General features: G+C 61.5%; 19 protein-coding genes and 1 pseudogene. 8 read left to right on the plus strand and 12 right to left on the minus strand.

Annotated elements, in window-relative coordinates:
- Window positions 1-327 precede the first annotated feature (327 nt).
- From MLGJGCBP_RS45220 to MLGJGCBP_RS45240, 5 genes and pseudogenes are all read right to left on the minus strand, one after another.
- Window positions 328-1014 (minus strand): DUF4760 domain-containing protein, encoded by a 687-nt coding sequence (locus MLGJGCBP_RS45220; protein ID WP_160102376.1) that lies wholly within the window; start codon window positions 1012-1014, stop codon window positions 328-330.
- A 713-nt stretch (window positions 1015-1727) separates the two neighbouring features.
- Window positions 1728-1946, minus strand: a complete 219-nt coding sequence (locus tag MLGJGCBP_RS53385) for a helix-turn-helix domain-containing protein (protein WP_328799693.1) — start codon at window positions 1944-1946, stop codon at window positions 1728-1730.
- 77 nt (window positions 1947-2023) lie between these two features.
- On the minus strand, window positions 2024-4066 hold the full coding sequence (locus MLGJGCBP_RS45230; protein WP_236581605.1) for a tyrosine-type recombinase/integrase: 2043 nt from the start codon (window positions 4064-4066) through the stop codon (window positions 2024-2026).
- Window positions 4067-4125: 59 nt separating this feature from the next.
- A complete protein-coding gene (locus MLGJGCBP_RS45235) occupies window positions 4126-5253 on the minus strand; it encodes a tyrosine-type recombinase/integrase (protein WP_160102374.1) in 1128 nt (375 codons plus the stop codon).
- 87 nt (window positions 5254-5340) lie between these two features.
- Window positions 5341-5673 (minus strand): annotated as a pseudogene (locus MLGJGCBP_RS45240) (recombinase family protein); the annotation flags it as partial.
- 1006 nt (window positions 5674-6679) lie between these two features.
- Between MLGJGCBP_RS45240 and MLGJGCBP_RS45245 the strand changes: the two are divergent.
- The 8 genes from MLGJGCBP_RS45245 to MLGJGCBP_RS45280 all read left to right on the plus strand — a co-directional run bounded on the left by MLGJGCBP_RS45245 (window position 6680) and on the right by MLGJGCBP_RS45280 (window position 15014).
- Entirely contained in the window at window positions 6680-7390 is a 711-nt protein-coding gene (locus MLGJGCBP_RS45245) for a transaldolase (RefSeq protein ID WP_160102372.1), read from the plus strand.
- 160 nt (window positions 7391-7550) lie between these two features.
- Window positions 7551-7790: a hypothetical protein gene (locus tag MLGJGCBP_RS45250; protein WP_160102370.1), complete on the plus strand. Its 240-nt coding sequence runs from the start codon at window positions 7551-7553 to the stop codon at window positions 7788-7790.
- Window positions 7791-8258: 468 nt separating this feature from the next.
- On the plus strand, window positions 8259-9491 hold the full coding sequence (argJ, locus tag MLGJGCBP_RS45255; protein WP_236581604.1) for a bifunctional glutamate N-acetyltransferase/amino-acid acetyltransferase ArgJ: 1233 nt from the start codon (window positions 8259-8261) through the stop codon (window positions 9489-9491).
- A gap of 8 nt (window positions 9492-9499) precedes the next feature.
- Window positions 9500-10549: a zinc-dependent alcohol dehydrogenase gene (locus MLGJGCBP_RS45260; RefSeq protein WP_160102368.1), complete on the plus strand. Its 1050-nt coding sequence runs from the start codon at window positions 9500-9502 to the stop codon at window positions 10547-10549.
- A complete protein-coding gene (locus MLGJGCBP_RS45265; protein WP_160102366.1) occupies window positions 10524-11882 on the plus strand; it encodes an aminotransferase family protein in 1359 nt (452 codons plus the stop codon). Before MLGJGCBP_RS45260 ends, MLGJGCBP_RS45265 begins: the two co-directional genes overlap by 26 nt.
- A complete protein-coding gene (locus MLGJGCBP_RS45270) occupies window positions 11879-12769 on the plus strand; it encodes a dihydrodipicolinate synthase family protein (protein ID WP_160102364.1) in 891 nt (296 codons plus the stop codon). The genes MLGJGCBP_RS45265 and MLGJGCBP_RS45270 overlap by 4 nt, the downstream gene beginning before the upstream one ends.
- Window positions 12769-13872: a GNAT family N-acetyltransferase gene (locus tag MLGJGCBP_RS45275; protein ID WP_160102362.1), complete on the plus strand. Its 1104-nt coding sequence runs from the start codon at window positions 12769-12771 to the stop codon at window positions 13870-13872. Before MLGJGCBP_RS45270 ends, MLGJGCBP_RS45275 begins: the two co-directional genes overlap by 1 nt.
- Window positions 13869-15014 (plus strand): pyridoxal phosphate-dependent aminotransferase, encoded by a 1146-nt coding sequence (locus tag MLGJGCBP_RS45280; RefSeq protein ID WP_160102360.1) that lies wholly within the window; start codon window positions 13869-13871, stop codon window positions 15012-15014. The genes MLGJGCBP_RS45275 and MLGJGCBP_RS45280 overlap by 4 nt, the downstream gene beginning before the upstream one ends.
- Here the strand turns inward: MLGJGCBP_RS45280 and aroF are convergent.
- From aroF to MLGJGCBP_RS45315, 7 genes are all read right to left on the minus strand, one after another.
- Window positions 14998-16023, minus strand: a complete 1026-nt coding sequence (aroF, locus tag MLGJGCBP_RS45285; RefSeq protein WP_160102358.1) for a 3-deoxy-7-phosphoheptulonate synthase — start codon at window positions 16021-16023, stop codon at window positions 14998-15000. The genes MLGJGCBP_RS45280 and aroF overlap by 17 nt on opposite strands.
- Window positions 16020-17126: a Gfo/Idh/MocA family protein gene (locus tag MLGJGCBP_RS45290; RefSeq protein ID WP_160102356.1), complete on the minus strand. Its 1107-nt coding sequence runs from the start codon at window positions 17124-17126 to the stop codon at window positions 16020-16022. The genes aroF and MLGJGCBP_RS45290 overlap by 4 nt, the downstream gene beginning before the upstream one ends.
- Window positions 17123-18877, minus strand: coding sequence for an arginine--tRNA ligase domain-containing protein (argS, locus tag MLGJGCBP_RS45295; RefSeq protein WP_160103968.1), 1755 nt, complete (start codon window positions 18875-18877; stop codon window positions 17123-17125). The genes MLGJGCBP_RS45290 and argS overlap by 4 nt, the downstream gene beginning before the upstream one ends.
- 336 nt (window positions 18878-19213) lie before the next feature.
- The gene (locus MLGJGCBP_RS54535; RefSeq protein ID WP_160093676.1) at window positions 19214-19804 is read right to left on the minus strand and encodes a histidine phosphatase family protein; all 591 of its coding nucleotides are present in this window, start codon (window positions 19802-19804) and stop codon (window positions 19214-19216) included.
- Window positions 19805-20353: 549 nt separating this feature from the next.
- The gene (locus MLGJGCBP_RS45305) at window positions 20354-21148 is read right to left on the minus strand and encodes a hypothetical protein (protein WP_160093675.1); all 795 of its coding nucleotides are present in this window, start codon (window positions 21146-21148) and stop codon (window positions 20354-20356) included.
- 223 nt (window positions 21149-21371) lie between these two features.
- Complete coding sequence (locus MLGJGCBP_RS45310) at window positions 21372-22577, minus strand: aldo/keto reductase (protein ID WP_236580851.1); 1206 nt, start codon at window positions 22575-22577, stop codon at window positions 21372-21374.
- Entirely contained in the window at window positions 22564-23508 is a 945-nt protein-coding gene (locus tag MLGJGCBP_RS45315) for a hypothetical protein (RefSeq protein WP_160093673.1), read from the minus strand. The genes MLGJGCBP_RS45310 and MLGJGCBP_RS45315 overlap by 14 nt, the downstream gene beginning before the upstream one ends.
- Between the last annotated feature and the right edge of the window lie 233 nt (window positions 23509-23741).

Here is a 23741-nt window from a genome sequence, read left to right on the forward strand (position 1 = left end):
CCCGCTGCCGGGATGGCCGTCGATTTTCACTGCGGGATCTCGACGTCGCCGAGGTGTCATGGGTGCGCTCCCTGTGGAGATACACATCCTCCACCCAAGCGAGCGATTGCTAGACTAGCTACCGGACAGGTGAAGAATAGGATCGCTGCCTGCATGGCAGGAATGTAAGCTCTCCTGCACGTGTTGAGGAACGCAGGTGGGGTTGACCAAATCCGCCACACGCCAGAGGTACGGTAATAGGCATAAGGAGGTTGGGCATGTACTGCGACGTCCGCTCTCGTAGAGAAGAGGAAGACCCGACTTAGTCGAGTCACGGGGCTGGAGGTTCTAACGAAGGGCCTCCAGCCTTCCTCTGTCGATATCGTCCCGCATGTTCTTCCTCGTCGCGTCCAGCCTGGGCATATCGAGAATTTTCACCAAGATTGCAAGCTGCTCGTATGCCTTGCTCTGTTGCCCCTCCGCAGCAGCTTCGCTATGCCGCGCTCTGATATACGGCTCGAATCGCTCATACGTGCGAACGATGATGGTGCCACCGATCTTGCGGAGCACTCGCTCATCGTAAATACCTAGGTTGACGCCAGTCGCTAAGCGTTCAAGGCCGTTGAGAACCTCACAGATCTGTTCACGCGCTTGCTGCTTGTCTTCTTGACTAAGAGGGGCACCGTTCTTGTCATTCAAGGGCGCCGCTGTAACGAGGGCGAGAGCCTGCTCCCTTGAGATCCGGTGAGAACCGAGTTGCTTGCTAAGCGCTACCCGCACTGGGTAGTGCTTATCTGACCACAAAGAAAAGGCAGCAAGAGTGTCCTTGCGGCGGGACCGCGCGAAAGCGTTGTAGGCCGCAACGGCCGTAGCTACCAAGGATGAGAGGGCGACAACCGCGGCAAGGGATTGTGGCCACGGGTTATGAGAAAGACGGGCAAACAAGATGGCTCCGCCCACCAATACGAGAAGTAACACGCCTAGGTTGATTGCCTTCGCCTTGGTTGACCACAGGCGCGGATTAGGTGATCGCATTCACAAATTCAAGCAGAATCACCTGCTGCAACGGGGCACAAATTCCAATGCGGGGTGCGGCGCTGCCGACGCACCCACCACCCAGGCTGGCAGGAGTGCCGACTTCGCCGGAGAATAGTACCCCGGTTGCATGAGGCGATCGCGAGGAAATCCCCCTCCATACCGTGGACACCGTCGAGATAACCTCAGTGCGTTTGTTCAGCTCACGCACTCGGCGTCGTTCCTCTCACCCATCGATGCCCGCCCCCTTCGAGCTCAAATCTACAGCCGAGCAACCGCTTCGCGACGAGATCGCCGCCGAACTCGGCTTTCGATCACCTCCAGCATCGCTAACTCCTCTGCCGGTCAGAGCTGGCAGTGGGCATCCATCGGTCACCAGGTCGACCGCCTGCCACCGGTCTACGCGCCTGGCGAGCAGGGTGAAGACAGACGAATGCGCCAAATATGCTGCCAGACAGGCGACGCGCCGGAAGCCGAACGACTTGTCGAGCCGTCCGGCGATACTGACGAGCATGAAAATCGGCTAACGCACGGTGCTCAACCTCACCAAACAGGACGTTGCCGGCCAAGTGGCATGGCTCGGGAAGCTCGGCTGTCAGTTTAGAAGTCGATTACCCGGCTACCTGGGAGTTTCGCGATGAGTACAGAGGACTTCTGATATCCCAGTGGTCAGAAGCGCTGTGCACAAACATCTGTCGCCATGAGGCAGCGCCTCATGGCGACAGAGCCGAGAGATGCCGGTACAGCGTGGCGCGGCCGATCCCCAGAACTGCGGCGATCTCACTTTTCGGGGTTCCGGCCTCGATCATCTGCCTGATGTGGCGAGCCTTCGCCGCGTCGATCGCTTTGGGCTGGCCGCCGATCCGGCCGCGCGCCCGTGCTGCAGCGAGACCGGCTACCGTCCGCTCCTGAATGACCGCCCGCTCGATTATGTGGACAACTTCTGGAAGTCAAGCGCCTCGAAGGAATGCCAGTACCCGTTTCAGCGGAGGGATCCTCACCGACGCGTTCAGTGCTGCCGTTCCTCGCCGAGGTCGGACAGGAGTGCGTTGATGCGGTCGGCGGTGCGTTGGTGCCGTTCGACCTCGTGGTCCCATCCCCGTTCGACGGCGTCGGCGATCAGGGTCTGTTCGGTGGCCAGCCGCGCTCGGAGTCGGGGCGCGTAGTCGCTGGTGGTGAGGAACTTCGAGCAGGTCAGGACTAGATCGCACTCGCACGGTCCTTCCTGCGGCAGGCGCAAGCAGTGGCCGAGTTCGAGTTCAGTCTTGAGGAAGTTGGTTTGCAGCCAGGACACCGCCTGTGGGTCGAGTCGGTGCTCGCGCAACGCCTGGGCGGCCGGCCCGGCGAGCGCGACGCCGTCGAGGTGCCGGTCGAGGGCGTCCTGGTACTGCTGTTTGACGGTCGGATCCGACAAGGACGCATAGATCAGCGACATGTGCGGGGTGCGGTGGCCGAGGACCGCCATGATCGTCTGCAGCCGCGCCCCGCCCTCGGCGAGTTGGGTGCCGATGGTGTGCCGGAACCGGTGTGCGCTGATCGTGGGTCGCCCCTGCGAGTCGAGCAGTCCTGCGGTGGTGCAGGCAGTCTTGAGTGCGAGGTCGAACAGGAACGCCTTGGACAGCAGCTTGCCGCGGACGGTGAAGATGTGCTCGACGGCGCGTCCGACACTGGGGTCGTATCGGCCGCGGGCGTGTCTGGTTCGGGCGAGATCGATCAGCGGCCGCAACGCGGCCGCGGCCTCGGGGTGCAGCGGAATCGTCCGTTCGGTGTATCCCTTACCGACCGGGATCCGCAGTCGGGGATGACCGTCCGGATAAGTGTCGAGGCAGTCGATCGCGAGCCGCCGGATCTCGTCTCGGCGGGCGCCGGACCAGCGTGCAACGATCAATGCGGCCCGCTGATAGGGGTCGGGTAACCGGTCGACCGCGGACATCAGGGCGGCGAGCTCGTGGTCGGGGATGAACCGGGGCACCGTCCGGGCGATCTTTGGAATGTCGCCGCGAGTGAACAACACCCGCCCTGGCACGTCATCCCATCCCCAGGCGGCGGTCTCGTTGACGAACCGGGCGAGGAGGGTGACGATCGAGCGCCGGGTCGTAAGCGCCAGCGGTACCCCGGTGTGTTCACTCGTCTGCTCACCGAGCCAGCGCAGGAACTCCTCCGCGTGCGCGCGGCGCAGTTGGTCGAAGCTTGTGATTTCCGGATGCTGCCCGCGTAGCCAGGAGGTCAGTCGCCGCAATGCATCTCGGGAATGACGGACCGTCTGTTCGCGGCCAAGGTTGGCCTCCAAATGCAGCCGCAGGTAGCGGTCGATGACCGCCCGCATCTTGGGCGGCGTGCCGACCGGGGCGAGGCGGGTGGTCCACGAGGCGGCGTCGACCCGACCCGGAGGCGCGGCATCTACCTGGCCGATCGTGAACAACAGTAGATGCGCGGCATTGATCCGCCTGGTCAGCGAGTGGTGGAACGCCTCGATCGGATCGGCGGGCAGTCGTTTGCCGCGGGATCGGCTGTAGAACTCGCGGATGGGTTCGCGGCGAAGCCGCTCGGTGAAGGAATCAACCGCGCCTCGCAGCTCGTCGAGATCATTCATGGTGATCGCAGAGAGGTCGGGATTGCCGCGGTGCAGGAGCAGTCGCCCCAGCGCGGCCCTCAGGTCGGTTCGCGCACTGGCCTGGGTGTATCCGAGCTGAACCAGTCGGCTCACGTGCGACTCGAACACGCCCCGATCGATTCCCAGACCGGTCGACGCCGCGGATGCGGTGAACGGGCTCGCGAAGGTGCGGGCGAACAACACCTCGTAATCCAAGCCGACGCCTTGCACCAGCGACAGATACGACAGGTACGGCATGATCATGCCTGCACCGCCGTGCGGATGCTGGCCTGGCACCGGATTGTCGGTGTCGAAGGTGCGCTGCGACAGCGGCGCGGCGAACCAGTCGGTCAGCGACGGCCAGCGCGCAACGAAGTCGTCGTAGGCGTACAAGCGTGAGTATCGGGCGCCGCTGCCGACATACCGCCACAACCAGTCGCGATAGGCGGCCCGGTCCACATGCGCAACCCGGACGCGCTCTCGAGATGAGGCCTCTGCGCCGATCCTGGCCGGCGATGTCACGACCGACGCCCGAGTGCGGTGTCGTACTCGGTGACCACCTGCTCGTCGGACACGCGGGTGTAGATGCGGATCGACTCCGTCGACGCGTGACCCAAACGACGTTGCAAGGCAAGCTCTCTCATCCCCGAATCCCACATCGCCGTCGCGTGCGTGTGCCGCAACGCGTGGGGTGTCTTGTCCGGAGTCCGGATCCCCAACCGGTCCAGGCGGCGGGCGAATCCACGCGCCACCGCCTGATAACTGAGCGGCTTCTCGCGATTCGCCCCGGTGCCGCCGACGAGGAACACGAACGGGCTGGTGGCCTCGAGGGGCCGCTCATGCAGCACGTACCGGCTGACCGCATCCAACGTACGTGGCTCATGCAGGTCGACCACCCGCTCCCGGCGGGCCTTCGCCCGGGCACCGCGCGGATGGTCGTCGCGTTTGCGGATCGTCACCCGGCGGCGTCCGTAGGCGATGTCGTCGAGCCGCAGGCACAGCACCTCACCCGGGCGCAGGCCGCCGTCGAGCATCAGCAGGAAGATCGCCAGATCCCGTAACGAGGACATGCTCACCAGTAATGCCTCAATGTCCTCACTGCTCAGCGGTCGCGGCAGCCGGATTGGCAGCCGAACCCGGACCGCCCGGCGCACCGGTCGTTGCCGACTCGCCGCACCCACGAACGGCTGGTGCCGATCCGGGACCCGTGCGAGCGCGGCGTCCTCGCGCTTCTGCATCGGATTATCTGAGGTCGTGTACAACTCGGCGGCGATCGCCCACTCGAAGAAACTCGACGTCGCGGCCAGAATCCGGGACACCGTTGCCGGAGACAGCAGCCGTCCCTCGGCGGTCGCGACCGCCAATCCGAGCCGTTGAGCCGGGCCACGGCTGGGGATCCTACGTAGATACCCCAGGAACTCCAACGCGGTCGAGGGGCGGAACTCGGTCCAGCCCATGCTGTGCTGGTCGAGGAACATGAACAGCCGTCGCAGGTCGTAGCCATACGAAGACAGGGTGTTCGGGCTGTAACCGGAATCCTGCAGATGCGCCAGAAACCGGGTCACCGGGACAACCTCGTACCCGGAGTCGTCCAGCAGGATCACCCGTCGGACAATGCCGCCGTCCACATCCTTGACCACCCGCATACCGGCCTCCCTGTGCCGGTACTCAGTGCATCAGGCTGCAACTCCCAGATCAGGGAGGTGGGTGTCCCGGCGTGTCCAGATAACAGAGAACTCGGCGAGCGCACCGAAGATCGAGAAGATCAGCTTGCCTCCGGAGGTGGTGGTGTCAATCGACTCTGTGAGCGAGCGGAATCCGACGCCGCGCTCGTCGAGGTTCTCCACCGTCTGCAACAGGTGGGGGAGTGAACGGCCGAGCCGGTCGAGCCGCCACACCACCAGGGTGTCTCCTTCCCGCAGGTGCGAGAGGAGATCGTTGAGCTGCGCGCGTGATGTTGTCGCCCCGCTCGCGGTGTCCGTCCACACGCGAGAGCAGCCGGCAGCGCTCAGGGCGTCCCTCTGCGAATCGGCGGTCTGTTCGGCGGTCGAGACCCTCGCGTAGCCCTGTCAATTTCAGAGGACGAGTGCACTGCGAGCATGTGGTTCTCCGAGGGGTGCACACGAGTCTCCTGACCTTCTTGTCAGGAGTGAGCTGCACGACATCGCCCGTATGGAGGTGTCTCTATCGTCCGCATCTGGGGTGACGACCCTGAACGCGTCGAGGAATGCCTCCGCCGCGGCAATCGCCGAGCCCCTTCGCATTGTTTTAGGCCGAGCCGCTAGGGGCGGTGGGCCGCAGCGAAGTCGTCACCGTTGTTCTGCACGTCGTGAGGCGAACGTCGACACACCCGAAAGGCACAGCAGAGTAGCCGACTTCGCGGACGTATTAATCAACGCAAGGTATGTTTTCTCGCTATGAATCAAACTCATAGGTCTGTTTTGCGTCCAAATTCGATTCGCCGACACGAAAACTTCAATGCGACAAAGCAATACCTTGACAGCCGAGCCTCAGCTGGCGTGTGATTAATACAACGTCTTCGAGGATTTCTCGGCAGGTGGCACGGGAGCTCCCAAAGCGGCTCTACACTGGAGGCAATATGAGGCAAAATTAAACGACGTCTCGAGATAGCCTTCCCGAGATTGCAGGATGCGATTGGACGACGCCGTCCGGCGCCATCCAAGTCCACGACATTGCAAGATTAGGCCGGGCCGACACGGGCGGGACACCCTGCTCCCCCGGATTAGTTGGTGGACATTGCTGTTGGTCATAGGATCAGGGTTAATCTCATGGTCCTCGTTGATCTCATGATCCAGGGTTAGCCTAACGCACGACGATCTCTGTGAGGGTCTCGGCGATGCGGCGGCCCGGGGGTCGTAGACGCCGGCCTCCGCCTACAGTTCCGGCGACGTCTTCCACCGACTACATGCGCTGCGGCCCGAGGCCTGTCGTGATTCGACTCGATCGGCCAGGCCGCGAACACTACCGGGCGTCACCGACAGTCACCGCTATAGCTGCATCACGCACCGGGTGGATTTACTCTGCCTGGATGAAGCGCCAGGGAAGTACTGAATGTATACGCCAAGCCAAATCAGACTATTCGCAGACGTAGCTGACATCGAGCAGATCCGCCGACTCGCGCGACATCCACTCATCGCGGGGTTTACGACCAATCCAACGCTGATGCGCCGCGCTGGTGTCAGTGACTATTCGGACTTCGCAAAAGCTGTTCTCGCCGAACTTGACCAGCATGTTGTTTGCTTCGAGGTGGTCGCCGACGACTTCGCCGAGATGGAAGAGCAAGCGCGTAGAATCGCGGAATGGGGCCCATCTGTCTACGTAAAGATCCCAATCACGAATACTCGCGGGGAGCGCTCTGCTGAACTGATCCGTCGGCTGTCGGCAGACGGGATCTGCGTCAACGTGACCGCAGTACTTTGCCTAGATCAGGTTCGCGATGCGGCAGCGGCGCTTGGTGGCAGCCAGGCTGCGATAATCTCTATCTTCGCGGGCAGAATTGCTGATACAGGCCGGGATCCAATACCATTGATACGCGAGGCACTTGGGCTTCTGGCGTCGTGTCCCCAAGTGCAGCTGATGTGGGCAAGCTCGCGGGAGCTGTTCAACTTAGTGCAGGCCGATCGCATTGGATGTCCGCTTATCACCCTCCCTCCAGCGTTGCTGGGCAAAATTCCCATGCTCGGCCGCACTCTCGAAGATCTGTCCGTCGAGACAGTGCGGATGTTCTACGACGATGCAGCGCGTGCTGGGTACATGCTGTGAGAACCGGCTACTCAATACTGCCTTCAACAGTAGGAGATCAATTGCGTCCGGCACCCGTTCGGGGGAACGAGCCTCTAATAGTTGGTCTCGTGGGTTCGAGACCCACCGGATGCGCGCGGACCGATTCCGTCGGTCCCTACACAAGAAGAGGAGGTGAAACATGACCGAACCCCTTATCCCTGAGGAGGCTGTCACGGCCCTGGCCGCTCCACTGGCCCCGGCCCTGGCCGCTCCACTGGCCCCGGCCCTGGCCGCTCCACTGGCCCCGGCCCTAGCCGCTCCACTGGCCCCGGCCCTAGCCGATCCGTTGGCGAGGCTCGACGCTCCAGTGGCGAGGCTCGACGCTCCAGTGGCCGGCTTAGCCGACGCCGTACGTCGACTTGACCCGTCGGCGAACTGACCGGCCAGCCCGGCGAGCTAGCAGCGCCCAGCCGAAGTGCCCTGGAATGTGTGCCCTGGAATGTGTGCCCTGGAATGTGTGCCCTGGAATGTGTGCCCTGGAATGTGTGCCCTGGAATGTCTGCCCTGGAATGCTGATCGGGTTCCGGCGTCGGGCTCGTAGCGCGTCGGAATCCGATCACACCAAGCACCAGTACCTTAATAGGAAAGGCCACTGCGGGAATCCGCCCACGCGGAGCGCGAGCAACGAGGTGAGGTCTTCCAGGGCACGCCTAACCTCGACACAAACGCAGAAGTGTGGGCCGGAGGACCGGTCGGCGAAAGGTCCAGGCCTGGGACCTGGGATATGCGGGTTCGAATCCCGTCTGGTGCACATGACCATGTTCAACGGAACCGGCTCCCCACGTCCGGATGCGAATATAACGACCCCCCCGTCGCCTTCTGTTCTCCTCGCCATCGGTGATGTCCGGTGAATCCGCAGCTGGACGGCGCGGTATCCGACGGGTACCTGACTGTCGCTGGTGGCGTCTGCGCACCGGCTGGCTTTACTGCGGCTGGCGTTGCGGCGGGCATCAAACTCGGGGGAGCGCTCGACCTAGCGCTCATCGTCTCTGACCGGCCAGCTGCCGCGGCCGCATGGTTTACTACCAACCGCGCCGCAGCCGCCCCGGTTGTCATATCGCGGGAACACGTCGCCGGCGGCGTGGCGCGCGCGGTGGTGGTCAACTCCGGCTGCGCCAACGCCATGACAGGCGCGCGCGGGTGCAACGACGCCAGGACGACCGCAGACGGGGTCGCCGCTCTACTCGGTACCACACCCGACTTGATACTAGTGTGCTCCACTGGTGCCATCGGCACGTACCTCCCGATACGCAGGCTCCTCACAGGGGCACGGCTGGCGGCCGGTGCGCTAACCAATGACGACGCCACAGCCGCGCGCGCCATCATGACCACCGACACGCGACCCAAGACCGCCGCTGTGCGCAGTTCCTATGGTTGGAGCGTGGGTGGAATGGCAAAAGGGGCCGGGATGCTCGCTCCCAACACTGCGACGATGCTCTCGGTGATCACGACCGATGCTCGAGTCACACCCGAGGTGCTCCGCACTGCGTCGAGGACGGCGGTCGAACGTACCTTCCACGCGATCACTGTGGACGGTGAAACGAGCACGAACGATACCATTGCGATACTGGCCAACGGCGCCGCCGACGTGACGCCGACCCCGGAGGAACTCGTAGTCGCCCTGACTGAGGTCTGCTGGGCCCTTGCCCGCCAACTCATCTCCGACGCTGAGGGCGCCACCAAGGAAGTCCTGGTCCGGGTTAAAGGCGCCATGGACGAGACACAGGCATCCCAGGCGAGCAGGTTAGTTGCCCAGTCCTTGCTGGTGAAATGCGCTTTGCATGGCGGGGATGCCAACTGGGGACAGGTGGCAGCTGCTCTCGGCCGCTCACAGGTCGAAGCCGACTTCGACAGACTATCCATCGTCATGGGCGGCGTGACCGTTCTCGATGCGGGTATTCCAGCTGGACCGGACGCGATCGCTCTTGCTCGGGCCGGCCTGACCCACCGTGCGATCGTCGTCGAATGCAGCCTTGCCGTTGGTTCAGCCCATGCTGAGATGCTCACCACCGACCTCTCACCAGAGTATGCACGGCTCAACTCGGAGCTTGTTCCCGACCTGAGCAGACCATTGGAGTGAGGTTGTGAATGGCTGAGTCGGTATCGATCATCGAGTATCTTGGCTCGGGGCAGTTGCGTTTCGCTGAGCGCCCCCTCCCACAAAACGGTGGCCTCCTCGCACTTGAGACCACTGGGATCTGCACCACTGACCGCCACATCGTGGCCGGCCGCATCCCGGTGCCAGCACCGTCCATTCTCGGTCATGAGCTAATCGGTACAGTGGAGCGACTTGTCGACCTTCGTGGCGATCACGTCCGGGTCGGGGATCGGGTACTCGTGGCTCCAGGTATAAACTGCGGCACCTGTTTTCGATGCACAGGTGCCCGTGGCGGCTGTCCCAACCGCATCGTGTACGGATTAGACGCGATCGGCGACAGGCTGACTGGTGGCTTCGCTACCCACATGGAGCTACTGCCCGGCTCACGGGTATTTCAGCTCAGCACGGACCTGGCAGCGGACAGGGCCATTTTCACTGAGTTGGCTGCATGTGTGGCTAGCGGGTTGTATAAGGCATTCGGTTCGCCATCACCGCCGCAGTGCAGTGACGTTGCCGTGATCGGCTTCGGCCCCATCGGCCTGGCGGCCGCTACTTTGGTGTGCTGGTATGGCAACCCAGTCGTGGTGGTTGAGCGAGATACCGCGCGAGCTGACCTGGCCCGACGCCTTGGCTTCGAAGTATCGGCGGGTGACGTGACCGTCGACGTCGTGCTGGAGTGCGCAGGTACGCCGGCCGCGTTCGCTGCCGGGCTCGAGTTACTTGGCCACGCCGGCACTCTGGTGGAGCTGGGCAACGCTGCCGATCTCGGTCACGTATCTGTCAGCCCGTCCCGAATCTGCCTTACGGACCTGCGGATCGTCGGCAGCGCCGAGACTCGCGACGAGGACTTCCCGTTGGCGCTCCGGGCAGTGACTGAGGCACCAGTCGACCTGCCCTCAACGATCAGCCATGTACACCGATTCGATGATCTCGCGGACCCGAATGAGCTGTTCGACCCGCCTGACGTCTTTAAGGCTCGCATCGACTTCGAACCGAAGGGAGCTGAAGCCTCGCATGGAAAACAACGCGGCGAAGCTTGACCTGGACCACGTGTGGCATCCGTACACGGATATGGCCGCCTACGCCGGTGAGCAGCTCATGATCGAGCGGAGTGAGGGCTCCTTTGTCTTCGACGCAGACGGAACCCGCTACTTTGATGCTATTTCTGGGTTGTGGAATGTCCAGGTTGGACATGGTCGTCCCGAGCTCATCGCAGCCGCCACCGAGCAACTCAGCCGACTCGCCTACTATCCTCTTAATGGGCGCTCTCACCCGCCAGCCGCATTGCTCGCGGCTCGGCTGGCGTCGCTCGCGCCGGGCGACCTAAACCATGTCTTCTATGGCACCGGTGGCGCTGAGGCAGTGGAGACCGCGATCAAAATCAGTCGTCAGTATTGGCGGCAGCGCGGCTACCCCGAGCGAACTAAGGTGATTGGCCTCGACCGCGGCTGGCATGGCTGCACTATCGGTGCACTGTCGGCGGGCGGCGTGGCTGAGGAGCGGGATCCGTTCGCTCCGCTGCCTACAGAGTTTCCGAAGATTCCCGCCCCATATTGCTATCACTGCCCACTAAGCGCCACGCCAGACTCGTGTCCCGTCGAAACGGGCGCAGCTCTAACGGAGCGCATTCTCTCGGAGGGTCCGGACACGGTGGCCGCTTTCCTTGCGGAGCCTGTCCTCGGGCTGGCCGGGATGGTGCCACCGACGGCACGGTTCTGGAGGGAGGTTCAACGGGTCTGCCGCGAGTACCGCATCCTGCTCGTCGTTGACGAGGTGGCGGTTGGGTTCGGCCGAACCGGACGGATGTTCGCTAGCGAGCACTACGACATCAAGCCAGACATGCTGTTATGCGCCAAGGGCATCACGAGCGGCTATCTGCCGCTGTCAGCCGTGCTGGCCACTACCGAGGTGTTTAACGCGTTCCTCGGTCCTGGCCGCGAGTTGGTGCACGGATTTACCTTCGGTGGTAATCCCGTCGCGTGCGCGGTTGCGCTCGCCAACCTTGACCTCATCGAGGACGAAAGAATGTGCACCCGAGCCGAAGAACTGGGTCGCGATCTGCTCGACTCGCTGCGCGCTGGTCTAACAAGTGTACCCATCGTGGGCGACATCCGAGGCGTCGGCCTCGCCATCGGCGTGGAACTGGTTACTGATCGGGAGTCGGGGACTCCGCTGCCTATTGCCTCGGCGCTGTGCCGCCAACTCGCCGAGCACGGCGTCCTTACCCGGCCGGTCGGTGCAGGAAACGTGCTGCCGTTGATCCCGCCGCTGACCACCACTGCGACAGACGCTTTGGCCGTGGTGGATCTGTACTGCAGCGTAATTAGGGCAGCCGCCACCAACAACGTATCCGTGACGGAGGTATCCACATGACCGATCCGCTGCGCGGCGCGCACACTCTGGCGGTTACCCCGTTCGATACTAACGGTGAATTGGATGAGGCCTCACTCCGGTCGCTCGTGGAGTACCTGATCGAGGGCGGAGTGCACGGCGTAATCGGTTTGGGTACGACAGGCGAGTTCTTTACCTTGAGCATGGCGGAACGGCTGCACATCATGAGCACAATGGCCACGGCGGTACGCGGTCGGGTATCGCTCACTTTCGGCGTAGGCGACTCGGCAACGGCGAACGCCGTGGCGCTGGCAAAGCGGGCCGAGGAGTTGGGCGCCGCGGCGGTAATGGTCCCGCCACCGTACTACTTTGGACACTCCAATGCCGCGGTCACGCATCATATCCTCGAGATTGCCTCGGCCATCCGTACGCCGGTAATGGTTTACGACGGTGGCGGCGGTCGGGAAGTAAGTGTCGCAACCCTAGCGCGCATGAGGTCCGAGGCCTCCAACGTCAGCATGGTCAAGCTCTCGCTGCCGAACCCAAGCAAAGTATCGGCCGTACTTGCCGACGCCCCCGGGATCGCCCCGATCTGTGGCGACGACACGATGCTCATGCTCGCCCTAGCATACGGCGCAGCAGCAAGTAGCATCGGCATCGGCAATCTCGTCCCCGCCGCCGTCGCGGGTCTGCACAACGCCTATGACTCCGGAGATCTGGTCAAAGCCCGTCGGCTGCATCGGGATGCGCTCCTTCCTTTGGTGGCCGTGTGCGGTTCTGGCAAGTCCGAGTACATCCGATGCTTCAAGGAGGTCCTTGTTAAGAGTGGTGTAATCGACTTCCCCACAACCCGTCCGCCCCTCCTTCCCCTCGACCCTGTTCGACGGGAGGAACTCATGGCGGTCGCGCGAGACACCGGGGTGTTCTGATGCCGACGCAGCCCGACAGTGCGCGCAGCATGCTGCAGTACCGCTTACGCGCGGATGGATACGACCGTCGCCTATCGTCGCGCTTGGCCAATTTCCGCGCCCAAGCGCTTGAACTGCTCGACCTTGCGCCCGGGCAGACTGTGCTAGAAGTGGGATGCGGCACTGGCCGCAATTTTGCAGGCGTTCTGGAGAAGATCGGTCCTTCTGGACAGTTGATCGGGGTGGATCAAAGTGCTGACATGCTCAAACACTCACAGGCCAAGCTGGACGCCAACGGGTGGGTCAACGTGCGGCTCATCTACTCGTCCGCCGAGACTGCCTCTTTGGCGGCTCTCGCAGTTGACCGGATCCTGTTTTACGCCACCCATGACATCCTGCGCTCCCGGGCGGCCGTCCTTAACACTTTGAGCGCGGCTGGTCGCCGTACACGAGTGGTAGCTGTAGGCACCCAGTGGGCTCCTACATGGAACGTAGTAGTCAACGGGTACTTATGGTGGACTTCGCGGCGGTATATCACCACATTTGAGGGTTACCACGGACCGTGGACGCTCCTGCGAGAGTACGTACCAGACATGTGCGTAGACACGGCTCGATTCAAAGCTGTCTACCTCGCCTACGGGTCGGCACCAATCCCTGGAGAACTGCAACCACCCGCGATCATCGAGGTGACGCGCAAGCAATTATCGGAAGTGGTGAAGCTACTGGTGGAAGCTGAGCTAAGCATCGAGGGTGTTCACAGCGGTGGGCGGTATTGGCTGGCCTATGATTCCGCCAGGCGACCTGTCGGCGTGGTCGGTCTGGAAGCAGCGTTTGGACGGGCTTGTCTGCTCCGCAGCCTTGCTGTTATGCCGAAGTTCCGACGGCGGGGCTGGGGCAACGCCCTCGCCCGTCGCGCTCTGACTGAGGCCCGACTCGATGGCCGAACCGCCGTGTACGCGCTCAGTACCGGTGCGACCGAGCTATTCCGGGGCCAGGGATTCCAGCCGATACCGATCGACGAATTAGCGAGCGCTGTGAGCAACACTCCCCAGGTGTGTGCGTATCGGGCGGCCGGGATGCTCAGCACGGAGCTAGCTTGGCGCCGCCGGATCGACATACCATGACCGCGGGCCCCGCACCCGGCACTCAAGCCACCGATGGCGAGCTGATCCTGCTGGAACGCGAACGCCTGAGGGCGCTGGCTGATCGATCAGGCTGGGAGCCGCTGTTGCTATCCGAGGCCCGCGGCCTACTCGGCCCCCCACCGCAGTTAGTGGCGGCCCTTCGAGACACTGACTCGTGGGACTGGGGATACCCCCGCGAACAACCCGCACCGGCCACAACGGACGCCATCCGGGCCTGGTTTGCTGGAGTCTATGGCGTACAGCTCGCGCCCGAGGAGATCGGTATCTCGCTGGGCGCCACCGAGATCATACGGTCGGCTGCCGCCTACCTCCGGCCGCTGCGCCCTGACATGGGCACGGTGCTCGTCCCTGCTCCTACCTTCCACCACTTCGCGGGTGGTGCGGAGTCCGATGGACTGCAAGTGGTGCGGATACCGCGAGGGCCGGATGGGCAACTCGACCTGAATCAAGTAGCTGATCGGGATCGGGCCGACACGCTACTCATGTGGCTCTGCTCACCGAGCAATCCTGACGGGTATCTCATGGACCTCTCAGCAGCGGTTCAGTTCACGAATACCCATGGGATCTTCTTGCTTGTGGACGAGACCTACGCACCATTTTGCTGGAACGGGCCTCCTCGTACGGTCTTGTCCGGTCATCGGCGCAGGCTCCTCGCTTTGCATACTTTGTCCAAGCTCGCCAACGTGCCGAGCTTGCGAGCTGGTTTCTTCGTCGGCGACCCAGAATTGGTGGCTCAGGTAGGCCGCCTGCGTGACCGCCGCGGGCTGATAGTCCCCGAGCCTGTTGAGCGTGCCCTGCGTGCTGCCGTGTCGACTACCAGCTGGGTTGAATCCGCCCGCTCCACCGTGGAGGAACCCATGCATCGGACGGTTGCGGCACTGCGGCAGGCGGGCCTGTCGGCCCGGATACCCGAAGGCGGCCTCTACATCTGGGCCTGCCTCGATGGCTACTCCGACCGCACTCTCGCGGACGCGCTGGCCCTGCAGGCAGGCATCGTCTGTCTGCCCGGACAGCACTTCAAGGAGCCGGCCCCTCTGCACGTCAGAATCGCCGCCACGCTCACCGACGGTCAGATCGACGAGCTACCTGCCCGGTTGATTCGCCTCATTCAGCCGTCGTAGGAAACTGCGTTATGACGGAGTGCAAAGCCGGAATCGAGGCCACCAGGCCAGCCAATTGTGACGGACGAACCGCTTGGAAGTCGTCGCCCGGTTTGATCATGTTCTCGGGCCGGACATGACACTCGATGAGAAGCCCGTCGGCTCCCACCACCACGGCGGCCCTGGACATCGCGTCGATTAGCGAGGGTCGGCCCGTACTGTGACTCGGATCCACGATCACTGGTAGATGACAGACCTCCTTGAGCGCTGGCACCGCCGAAAGATCTAGGGTGTAGCGCGTGGCGCGCTCGAAGGTCTGGATGCCCCGCTCACACAGGATTACATCCGGATTGCCGTTCACGATGATGAACTCGGCAGCCCTCACCAATTCCTCGATAGGAGTTGCGAACCCCCGTTTGAGTACGATCGGTCGGCCCGCCGAACCGAGCCTCTTCAGCAGAGCACTGTTGGTCATGTTTCGTGTACCTACCTGAATGGCGTCGCACACCTCGGCGACCGCTCCGATGTCCGCAGGATCGAGGACCTCAGTCACAACCGGCAGACCCACTTCGTCACGTACCGCGGCGAGGATTTCCAAGCCCCGCCGCCCGATTCCCTGGAAGTTGTACGGCGTAGTCCGGGGTTTGAATATTCCACCGCGGAAGATCTGCGCGCCAGCCGCTTTCACTGCGACAGCCGTATCGAGCGTGTCGGTCCGGTTCTCCACCGCGCACGGGCCGGCAACCACCACCGGTGGCGCTCCGAAGCCGATCGGCACGCCGCCGATTTGCACAGTACTCGCCGAATCGTGAAAGTCCCGTGAGGCAAAGTAGTAGGGCGGCGGCACCTCGATGACATCAACCACACCGTCCAACTGGCGTAGTTCGGCGAACGGCACTTCCCGCTCGTCTCCCGAAGTCGCCACGTGCATGCCTCGGTGACTGACTACCCTATGCACTTGCAGATCGAAGCGCGCCAGGAACTTTTCAACGCTCTCAATTGTGGACTCATTGGTAAGCGTGACGATCATTGGTTCTCCTCAACAGTCTCGATGGTGACCTCTCGGCCGGTGGCGCTCGACCTGTACAGCGCAGCTATGATCTCCATTAAGTGGATGGCATGTGCCGGCGTGGAGACGGGCTCCGCCGCGCCGCGGATGGTGTCGAGGAAGTTCCGGATGGCGCGCGAGTGGGTATCGGGATAGGTGGGCACCGGCTCAACCGCATACTCCGCGTCGACGAGGTACCCGTCCTCGTCCAGCGCCAACAGTACGGGGGCTGGGTCAACTCGCATGCCTCCCCTGTCACCGAAGACGAGCGTCTCCCAGGCTCTCCTGCCCGGAATATTGAGGGTCCAAGCGGTCTCCAAACAGATATTGAGGCCGTTGTCGAACCGTATCAACCCTGTAGCTGCCTCCTCGACGTCGCCCATCCAACCCGGTCGAAGGTCACGCCCACGCTCGTCTGCTACGGCCCATGCCGCGTCATGGCGGTAGCGCACCTGATAGTCACCGATCTTCGCATATGTGCTGCCCGACACCACCGTGGCCCGTGGGTGCCCGAGCACATACATGAGGAAGTCAAGATGATGGACGCCAAGGTCGATAAGAGCTCCACCGCCAGAGCGACTCTGGTCGGTAATCCAGCCCGGGGTGGCGCCCCTCCGATCGCAGAGCGTGGTTCGCGCGTAATACGGCGAGCCAATTCGGCCCTCGACGAAGAGGCGGCGCGCCAGGATAACCTCCTCACGGAAGCGGTGGTTAAACAATGGCATGAAAACGACCCCACTTGCGCGCGCCGCGGCAGCGATCTTCCGGACAGAGGGCACGTCTACGGCGGGCGGTTTCTCCAGAAGTACATGCTTGCCGGCCTCAAGCGCGGCGGTAGCCAGTTCTGCGTGGGTAGCATTAGGCGTGCAGCAGGTAATTGCGTCGATGTCCATGTCGAATAGCACCTCGGGATCACTAACTGCCGCCGGTACGCCAAACCGATCGGCGACGACGCGTGCCCGTTCGCCGTTGACGTCGCAGACAGCCACGATCTCTACGTCGGCCTGGCGCAACAGGCCCGGCAAATGGGCCTTTTCCGCAATGGTTCCGGCGCCTAGAACACCGATCCGGAAGACATCGGTCACTGGACACTCTCCTCGGTCGGGTGATGTGATTGCGACTGACCACCCCGACCAGTTCCGCCAGCTGAGGCGAACGGCGGACCGAGGCGGTCGGACTGGTCTGGCACCCGGATGTTGAGTATGCCCAGCGCGCGCTGGAGGATGACACCCACCGCGCCAGCTGTCGCCGGGTCGATCCCGTCTCGGGCACAGGCGTCTACGCACTGGCAACACACGTTTATGTAATGCGTGAGCGCGGTTGTGTCCAGCCTCGCTGCCGAGCGCTCGACCACGCCTGGCAGCGCATCGAGGTGCAGAAGAAGCCGCCGGAGCGCCGGACCGTTTTTTTCGGCTGCCACGCCGTAGTCCGCCAACTCTGCTGTAGAAAGAGCCGTGATTGTGCGAACCACAAGGGCGAATTTAGGCAGGCTTCGCCGCCACACGTCAGTAGGGTCGAACACAATGTCCCGATCGGCCCGGATACTGAGGAAGTGATACTTCAGCAAACCAATAGCCAGCAGTTCTGCCGCCTCTAGGCCATGTGAGCTGAGCCTCGTCATCAAGTCGTCGATGACCGCGTCAGCGAGCAACGCGGTGCCCTCTCGTGAGCTCACCTTCCCCTCGGGCGTCCGGACCATTCCGAAGTACAGCGGCTCAACCCGCCCTGCCCACTCGTACCCGAAAATAGACAGTGCTCGGAGTGCAGCGTCGTACCGGGCCTTCCAATGGTGGCCTAGCAGGTCGACCATCCGGTCAGTGTTCCCCGCCTCGCCACGCGGAATCATCACGGCGCATCCCCGCGTGTAGACGGTCTGCGTGCCATCCTGCCGCAGGAAGGTAAGCTCCCCCATGTTCAAGTCATCGAGATCGATATATACCGAGCCATCCGGTCGGCGGGCGCAGTGGCCGGCCACGAGCGCCCGTTCAACCATCTCGCGCCCGAGGTCGAGCACCTCACTCTCCCTGATGACCACGTCGAAGCGCGTGCCAATCCGCCTGTACGTGCACCCGATACCCTCCTCAGCCCAGGCTGCCGCCCGCAATACCTCGCGCGCGGCAGCGCAATCGCCGGCCTCCATTCGGCCGAGCAATTGCGCCGCCTCTCGCTCTAGTTCGGTCCGTATGTCGGTCTGGACCCCGTCGGCGTCACCAGGCTCGATCGAGCGTTTTGCACGCCCCGACTTAAGGGCGGCGTTCTCGGCATGGAAACGGGCGTAGAACGCGCCAACAAATCGGTCACCCCGCACACCCGCCGTGGCCGGAGTCGAAGCTCCCCCCCACCGCCGGTGTGCTACCACGGCATGACAGATGTGGATGCCCCAATCCGAGATGAACTCTGAACGCCGGACCCGATAACCCGTGGCCCCGAGCAGTCCGCTCACTGCCATGCCGAGGAAGTTATTGCGCAGATGACCGACGTGTAACGGCTTGTTAGCATTGGGATCTGAAAAGTTCACGTCAGCCGTGCGGTGCATTTTTACTATTCCGCCATAGACATGTCGATGAGCCAGCACGTATTCGGTAACTGTCCGGTGAAGGAAGTTGAAGTCCAGCTTCAAGTATGCGTTTGGACCCACCCACACCACAGCTTCCACCCCACCCGTACCTGCAACCGTGTCGACTTTCGGCCGAACAACGGCGTTAGTCGTGTCGCTGATGGTCAGCTTGACGTCGCCGAGAGCGGGCGGAACGGGATGGTAGATGTGCGGGTGGGCATCAGACTGCAGGCGCGGCGCAAGAGAATCCTCCAACACCGCTGCGATCGGACCACGCATGGAATCTCCTCGGTCAGACCCTTACCGAAGGCATAGAGACAGCGTACCTCTGAGACGCGCGGAAAATCCGGAGAATTCAAAGGTCACTTTCTGGCGCAAATAACCGGATACGCGTTCTGATTTTTTGCCACTTCTACGTCAACCATAAGGTTAGAAGCAACTTCACCGACCAAGTGGATCACTTTGGATCCACAAAGGTCCAGGAGTACTCCTCCCCCGTCTTTTACAGCCGATGCTGGCCAAACCACCTGAATGGCATCTTGAAATTTTGGGCCATTCCCCTTCGCCTTCTGGTCACGCACCCTCGGATGCCAACTAGAGGGAGAATGTTGGTGTTCAATTGCCCCAACCCAACACCACAGGACTCTCTCGTTCCCAGCCTAGTTTGACTATTCCGAGAGCCTCGAGCCGGAACAGCGCAGCCTGCCTGGGGTGAAGTCCTAACCAGCGGGCCGTGAACAACCTGATCCAGTGACCGTGGGCGACTATCAAGGCGGAACCAGCCGAGCTGTCGAGCAACTCACGGTGCAGTGAATCGACGCGGTATGTCATCTCTTCAAGCGTTTCACCATTCGGCACATCATCCGACCACACATTCCAACGCGGGTGACGGCGGCGGATTTCGGCAGTAGTGAGCCCCTCGTAGTCGCCGTAGTCACGTTCACGAAGCCGGTCATCAACTATAAATTCCTCACCGCTACACAAGAGTTGGGCCGTGCGTCGAGCCCTCGACAAGGGGCTGGACATGACCATGTCGAATGACATTCGCCGGATCCGATCACCAACTTCGATAGCCTCGAATTCGGCAGAGCTTAGGAGAGGAACGTCCATCCTTCCAGCAAACCGACCCTTGGTGCTCCACTCAGTCTTCCCGTGACGAATCAGCACAACAGTTTCAGGTCCTCGGTGGTTCTTTGATTCCGACATTCAATCAACCGCTTCAGTGTTCATCCTGGACACGGGACACGGGACACGGGACACGGGTGCGATTCGGCGAGGTCGACGATGGGCGCCTGGGGGGCCGTCGCCCTTGGGTGTCGCGGATCGGGGTGTCGTAGATGCGTGCGTTTCTTGCGGAGCGTGGTGAGTTGTGCCACGACGGTCCCGTTTCCCGCAGCGTTTCAAACGCGCGTTCAATCAAGTTTTTACGAGACGACCGTATGCCACAATGCCCGACAATCAAGCGCCAAACCGTAGTGTGTCGCAAAACCTGTCAAAAATGTCACTCTCCCGTCAACGAACATCAAGCTTCGTAGACCATGCGAATAACCAACTTACTAGTTGGCATAAGGTAGATTCTCGGCAACTTGGATTGGTTTCCTAGCCAGTGGATTTGGTGCAGTAACGTGCCACGATCCCGCTCGGTGTGCTGCTTACCCGTCGTCACGACGGCAGGTTGCAACAATCTGCGAGAAACTGGACGAGCCCACACTCTAGCGAACTGAATCTCCCTTGAAACCGTGGAGCATGCACAAATCACGCTTTGGCGCGACCACGATCCGACGGTGGAGACGACTGGACTAAGCGGTCGGATCGAGCGAGGCCCCGGTAAGTCCATCGATATCTGCCACCCGTCGCTCGTACTACACTGTCGAGTTTCAGATCAGCATCTCGCCATAAGCTCTCGAGAGCGTTGAAATCAACATCAGCCTCTCGTACCTCGTAGGTCGCGTCTTCCTTGGCCAAGTCGACTCGCGCCAATGCACCCTCTTGCACGGACGGGGTCCAGCTCGAAACGCCGCCCTTAATGAAGGCAACAAATGCTTCCAAAGAATCGAAGACCTCGGAATCCAGTGCACTGGGATCTGGAGCGGTACGTACCAATGCCGAAAAGAGACGCTGTCCGTCTGGATGACTGATGCTGATTTCGGTCGTGCCGTCAGATTGTGCAATGTCTGCTTTAACGAGAGGGATAGTGTCTTTCAAGATCATCGGAGCGAGATAGCTGATAGCGGAGTTGTCTGCGTTCCTATCCGTAATGTACACGGTCGGATTCGCCGTAGGCTTAGAAATGTCTACCGCACCGCAGCGATAGGCGCACGATATGGTTTTGATATTTTTAATATCCGCGAAAGGCGGTATAGGCCAAACGGTAATTCTGTCCAAGGCCAATACGCAGAATGAGGCAACGGACCACCCGTTGAACACTTGAGGTTTTAACCAGGTGGCGGGCAGGCGTTCGTCCAAGGCATCCGGTCTCAACCTAAAATTAAATATGAATCGCTCAACCAAGCGAGCATCCACAATACGAGGGATTGATAATATGTTCATCGAAACCACCTCTCAGCAATCACGAAGTAATTGGAAGTTCTTGATTTTCTGATCACGCATGCAATCGCCATGGTGCTCGCTGTTGGCACACTTGTGGTGAATGCGGCCTCCGTGCCCGACTTGTCTATAATAACCCGCTCGGAACGCAATGTGAACGCTCGGAATGTTATGCAGTGAGGTGTTCTCGTGCGCCCAGCAGTTAGGAGGTTGGTGGTTGGTTATCTCATCCCGGGGGCCTCCGGTTGCTAATAATGAGTTCTCGTAGGCTGTGCACATAGTCAGGGCTTCGCATCCCCACGAGCACATGGTCGATCCCTGCGTCGAGTAAGTAGGAACAAGCCGCCACCTGTAGCGGGTGACTGTCGGTCGCATCCAGGATCCGGCTGGCGTAAAGATCACGCCTGGTTGCCTCGGCCCGGTCGCTCATTCTCTTCTGGGCATTATCAAGAGCACGTCGATGAAGTCGAGCGAAAAGCCTCGCTTCAGCTTCAGGTATGTCGCCCTTGTAGAGTGCGCGCAGGAAGGTTTGGAGGAGTCCAAGGAAGAGCTCGTCGACTGCGTCGGTCGTCTCGATGTCAGCCCAGTGGTCGGCGACGTACTGGATTACTGGGAATTCTAGCGGTGTAGCTGTCGCTCCTGACCGCACGAGCTGTCCGCTCACTGCTTCAACACACATCGATAGCAGCCGCGAATCGTCATTAGTCGGCCTGTCCGCGTGGGATTCATAATTCGCTAGCCGTACGAGGCGGCCATCGACCAACGCATTCAGTGGCCGGTTGGCAAGAGTCGCAACACCTGCAGCTCGTGCTCGAACGGTCAGACTCGCGCCAGCCGGGTTGCACACGGCGTCTCGCTCGAGAAGGTTGCAGGGGAATTGGAGGAGTCGGAAATGATGGTGAGTGGCGGCATGCGCTGCCAGTGTGATGTACGACTCGAGGCCTAGCACCGGGTCGGGCGAAGTGGCGACGACATTCGAGCTGATCCCGTAGAATCGAATTTTCCCGAGGGAGACGCAGCCTTCGAGAAACACGAAGGCTGCAGCAACCCGGTCGGCGAACTCATCAGTTTCCACACCATCGTCAAGCAAGCGCTCAGGATTATGCAGTAGGAATCCGTCGACCCACGGGCGGCCAAGTCGTTCGAGGGAACGATCCAGGCTTGCCGCGAGGAAATCTGGCGCGATTGAATGCTGCGTACCCGGTGGGTCGGGGTAACCCGCCTTAGTGATTACGAAGGTGTCAGCGCTGGAATGAACTGAAGCCACGACGGCGCCGACAAGACGCTCGGAGTAGCCGTTGGTATACGTAGCGGCAGTGTCGATCAGATTGCAGCCCAACCGGATCGCCTCCGCAAGGGCGAAGCCATGCTCCGATGTTGACACGCGATAAGAGCCGAAGCCTATTGGACTTAGCTCGTCAAGGGAGATCATGGTCAAGCGGATTCCGGGCCACGAAGGCAGCGTAGGAGAAGGCATATGGTTGACCGGTGAGGTCGAGGGCCGCCAACTCCTCTCGGCGACGATCAATTGTCTCGATGAGTGCTAAACGACAATACTTAAGGATACGTAGGCCTTCGTCAGTGAAGAGGCCAGGTCTACAAACATTCGCCAAGTCGGCGACCGCACGTGATCCGATGAGCCCGAGCCGGCCCCGAGACTCATGAGCCTGCCGGGGGGTAAGCCCATCGAGATCGAGAAGGCGATTGAGGGTCAAGATCATCGCGGCCTCGGTGAAGACGCCATGAAAAGCTTCATACAAGCTACGAGTCTCGTCAACGATGCCGGTGATGTCGGCTAGCGGCGTCTCGGCGGGGACCGTGAAGAATACCTCTCGGTCGACCGTCATAGCTGTGCAAAGGACGTGACCACCCTGGTGTACAAGATCTTCCACGAATCCGATGTCGGTGTCATCTTCCGCAGCAGCGAGAAACACAGCACCGTGCGCTGCCGGAGTAGCAAAGGAGTGCACGTGACCTGCCCGGTGAACGGTTACTCGCCGGACTGCGTCCGCGAGATGAGCGTGTAGCAGGGGAACAGTGCGCGCGAGAAGCGAAAAGGCTTCGATGATACTTCTGGAGTGCCGACGGGTTTCGATCAGCGTCTCAACTATGGCCGACTCGCCGGCGTTGGCACAATAGAAGCGTTTTAGCAGCGGGTGCGCGCTCCCGGCAAGGACGGCGCGTGTACCCGGAACCATCGGTATGGGCCGAAGCGCGGCTTCTGTCTCGCCCTTATCGCCTCGGATGAGTACACGGTTGTGGCCAAGCCGGCGTAAATTCAACACTTCGTCGGCGAGATTGCCGTCGAACTGACCCAACCCCGGCAGCTCCACCACGCCGTCATCATCAACGATCACCGACACACAATTCGAGTCTTGGTCCGGAGGAAGGCTGCCAAGCAGGGAATTCAAGTTGACATGCGGGGTGGGACTCGTTAGCCACGCAAGAACTAGCGGCTCCAGCAAAGCGTGACTGCTGCAAGCTACCTCAGCGTGCGCCCATCCATTGACTAATTGACCTGCAGACCTCGCGAGAAACGCCTGGTTAGGCGGAACCCATTCATCAAGGAGGTCAACGAATGATGTCTCAAGGTCTG

This window comes from Rhodococcus sp. T7 (genome assembly GCF_009872365.1).
In the GTDB taxonomy this organism is placed as follows: domain Bacteria; phylum Actinomycetota; class Actinomycetes; order Mycobacteriales; family Mycobacteriaceae; genus Rhodococcus_F.

Bases quoted from the DNA above. Each gene is read 5' to 3' on its own strand.
- MLGJGCBP_RS45220 (WP_160102376.1), bottom strand. From the start codon at position 1,014: ATGCGATCACCTAATCCGCGCCTGTGGTCAACCAAGGCGAAGGCAATC.
- MLGJGCBP_RS45235 (WP_160102374.1), bottom strand. From the start codon at position 5,253: ATGCGGGTGGTCAAGGATGTGGACGGCGGCATTGTCCGACGGGTGATC.
- MLGJGCBP_RS45245 (WP_160102372.1), top strand. From the start codon at position 6,680: ATGTATACGCCAAGCCAAATCAGACTATTCGCAGACGTAGCTGACATC.
- MLGJGCBP_RS45250 (WP_160102370.1), top strand. From the start codon at position 7,551: ATGACCGAACCCCTTATCCCTGAGGAGGCTGTCACGGCCCTGGCCGCT.
- MLGJGCBP_RS45260 (WP_160102368.1), top strand. From the start codon at position 9,500: ATGGCTGAGTCGGTATCGATCATCGAGTATCTTGGCTCGGGGCAGTTG.
- MLGJGCBP_RS45265 (WP_160102366.1), top strand. From the start codon at position 10,524: ATGGAAAACAACGCGGCGAAGCTTGACCTGGACCACGTGTGGCATCCG.
- MLGJGCBP_RS45270 (WP_160102364.1), top strand. From the start codon at position 11,879: ATGACCGATCCGCTGCGCGGCGCGCACACTCTGGCGGTTACCCCGTTC.
- MLGJGCBP_RS45275 (WP_160102362.1), top strand. From the start codon at position 12,769: ATGCCGACGCAGCCCGACAGTGCGCGCAGCATGCTGCAGTACCGCTTA.
- MLGJGCBP_RS45280 (WP_160102360.1), top strand. From the start codon at position 13,869: ATGACCGCGGGCCCCGCACCCGGCACTCAAGCCACCGATGGCGAGCTG.
- aroF (WP_160102358.1), bottom strand. From the start codon at position 16,023: ATGATCGTCACGCTTACCAATGAGTCCACAATTGAGAGCGTTGAAAAG.
- argS (WP_160103968.1), bottom strand. From the start codon at position 18,877: ATGCGTGGTCCGATCGCAGCGGTGTTGGAGGATTCTCTTGCGCCGCGC.
- MLGJGCBP_RS54535 (WP_160093676.1), bottom strand. From the start codon at position 19,804: ATGTCGGAATCAAAGAACCACCGAGGACCTGAAACTGTTGTGCTGATT.
- MLGJGCBP_RS45305 (WP_160093675.1), bottom strand. From the start codon at position 21,148: ATGAACATATTATCAATCCCTCGTATTGTGGATGCTCGCTTGGTTGAG.
- MLGJGCBP_RS45310 (WP_236580851.1), bottom strand. From the start codon at position 22,577: ATGATCTCCCTTGACGAGCTAAGTCCAATAGGCTTCGGCTCTTATCGC.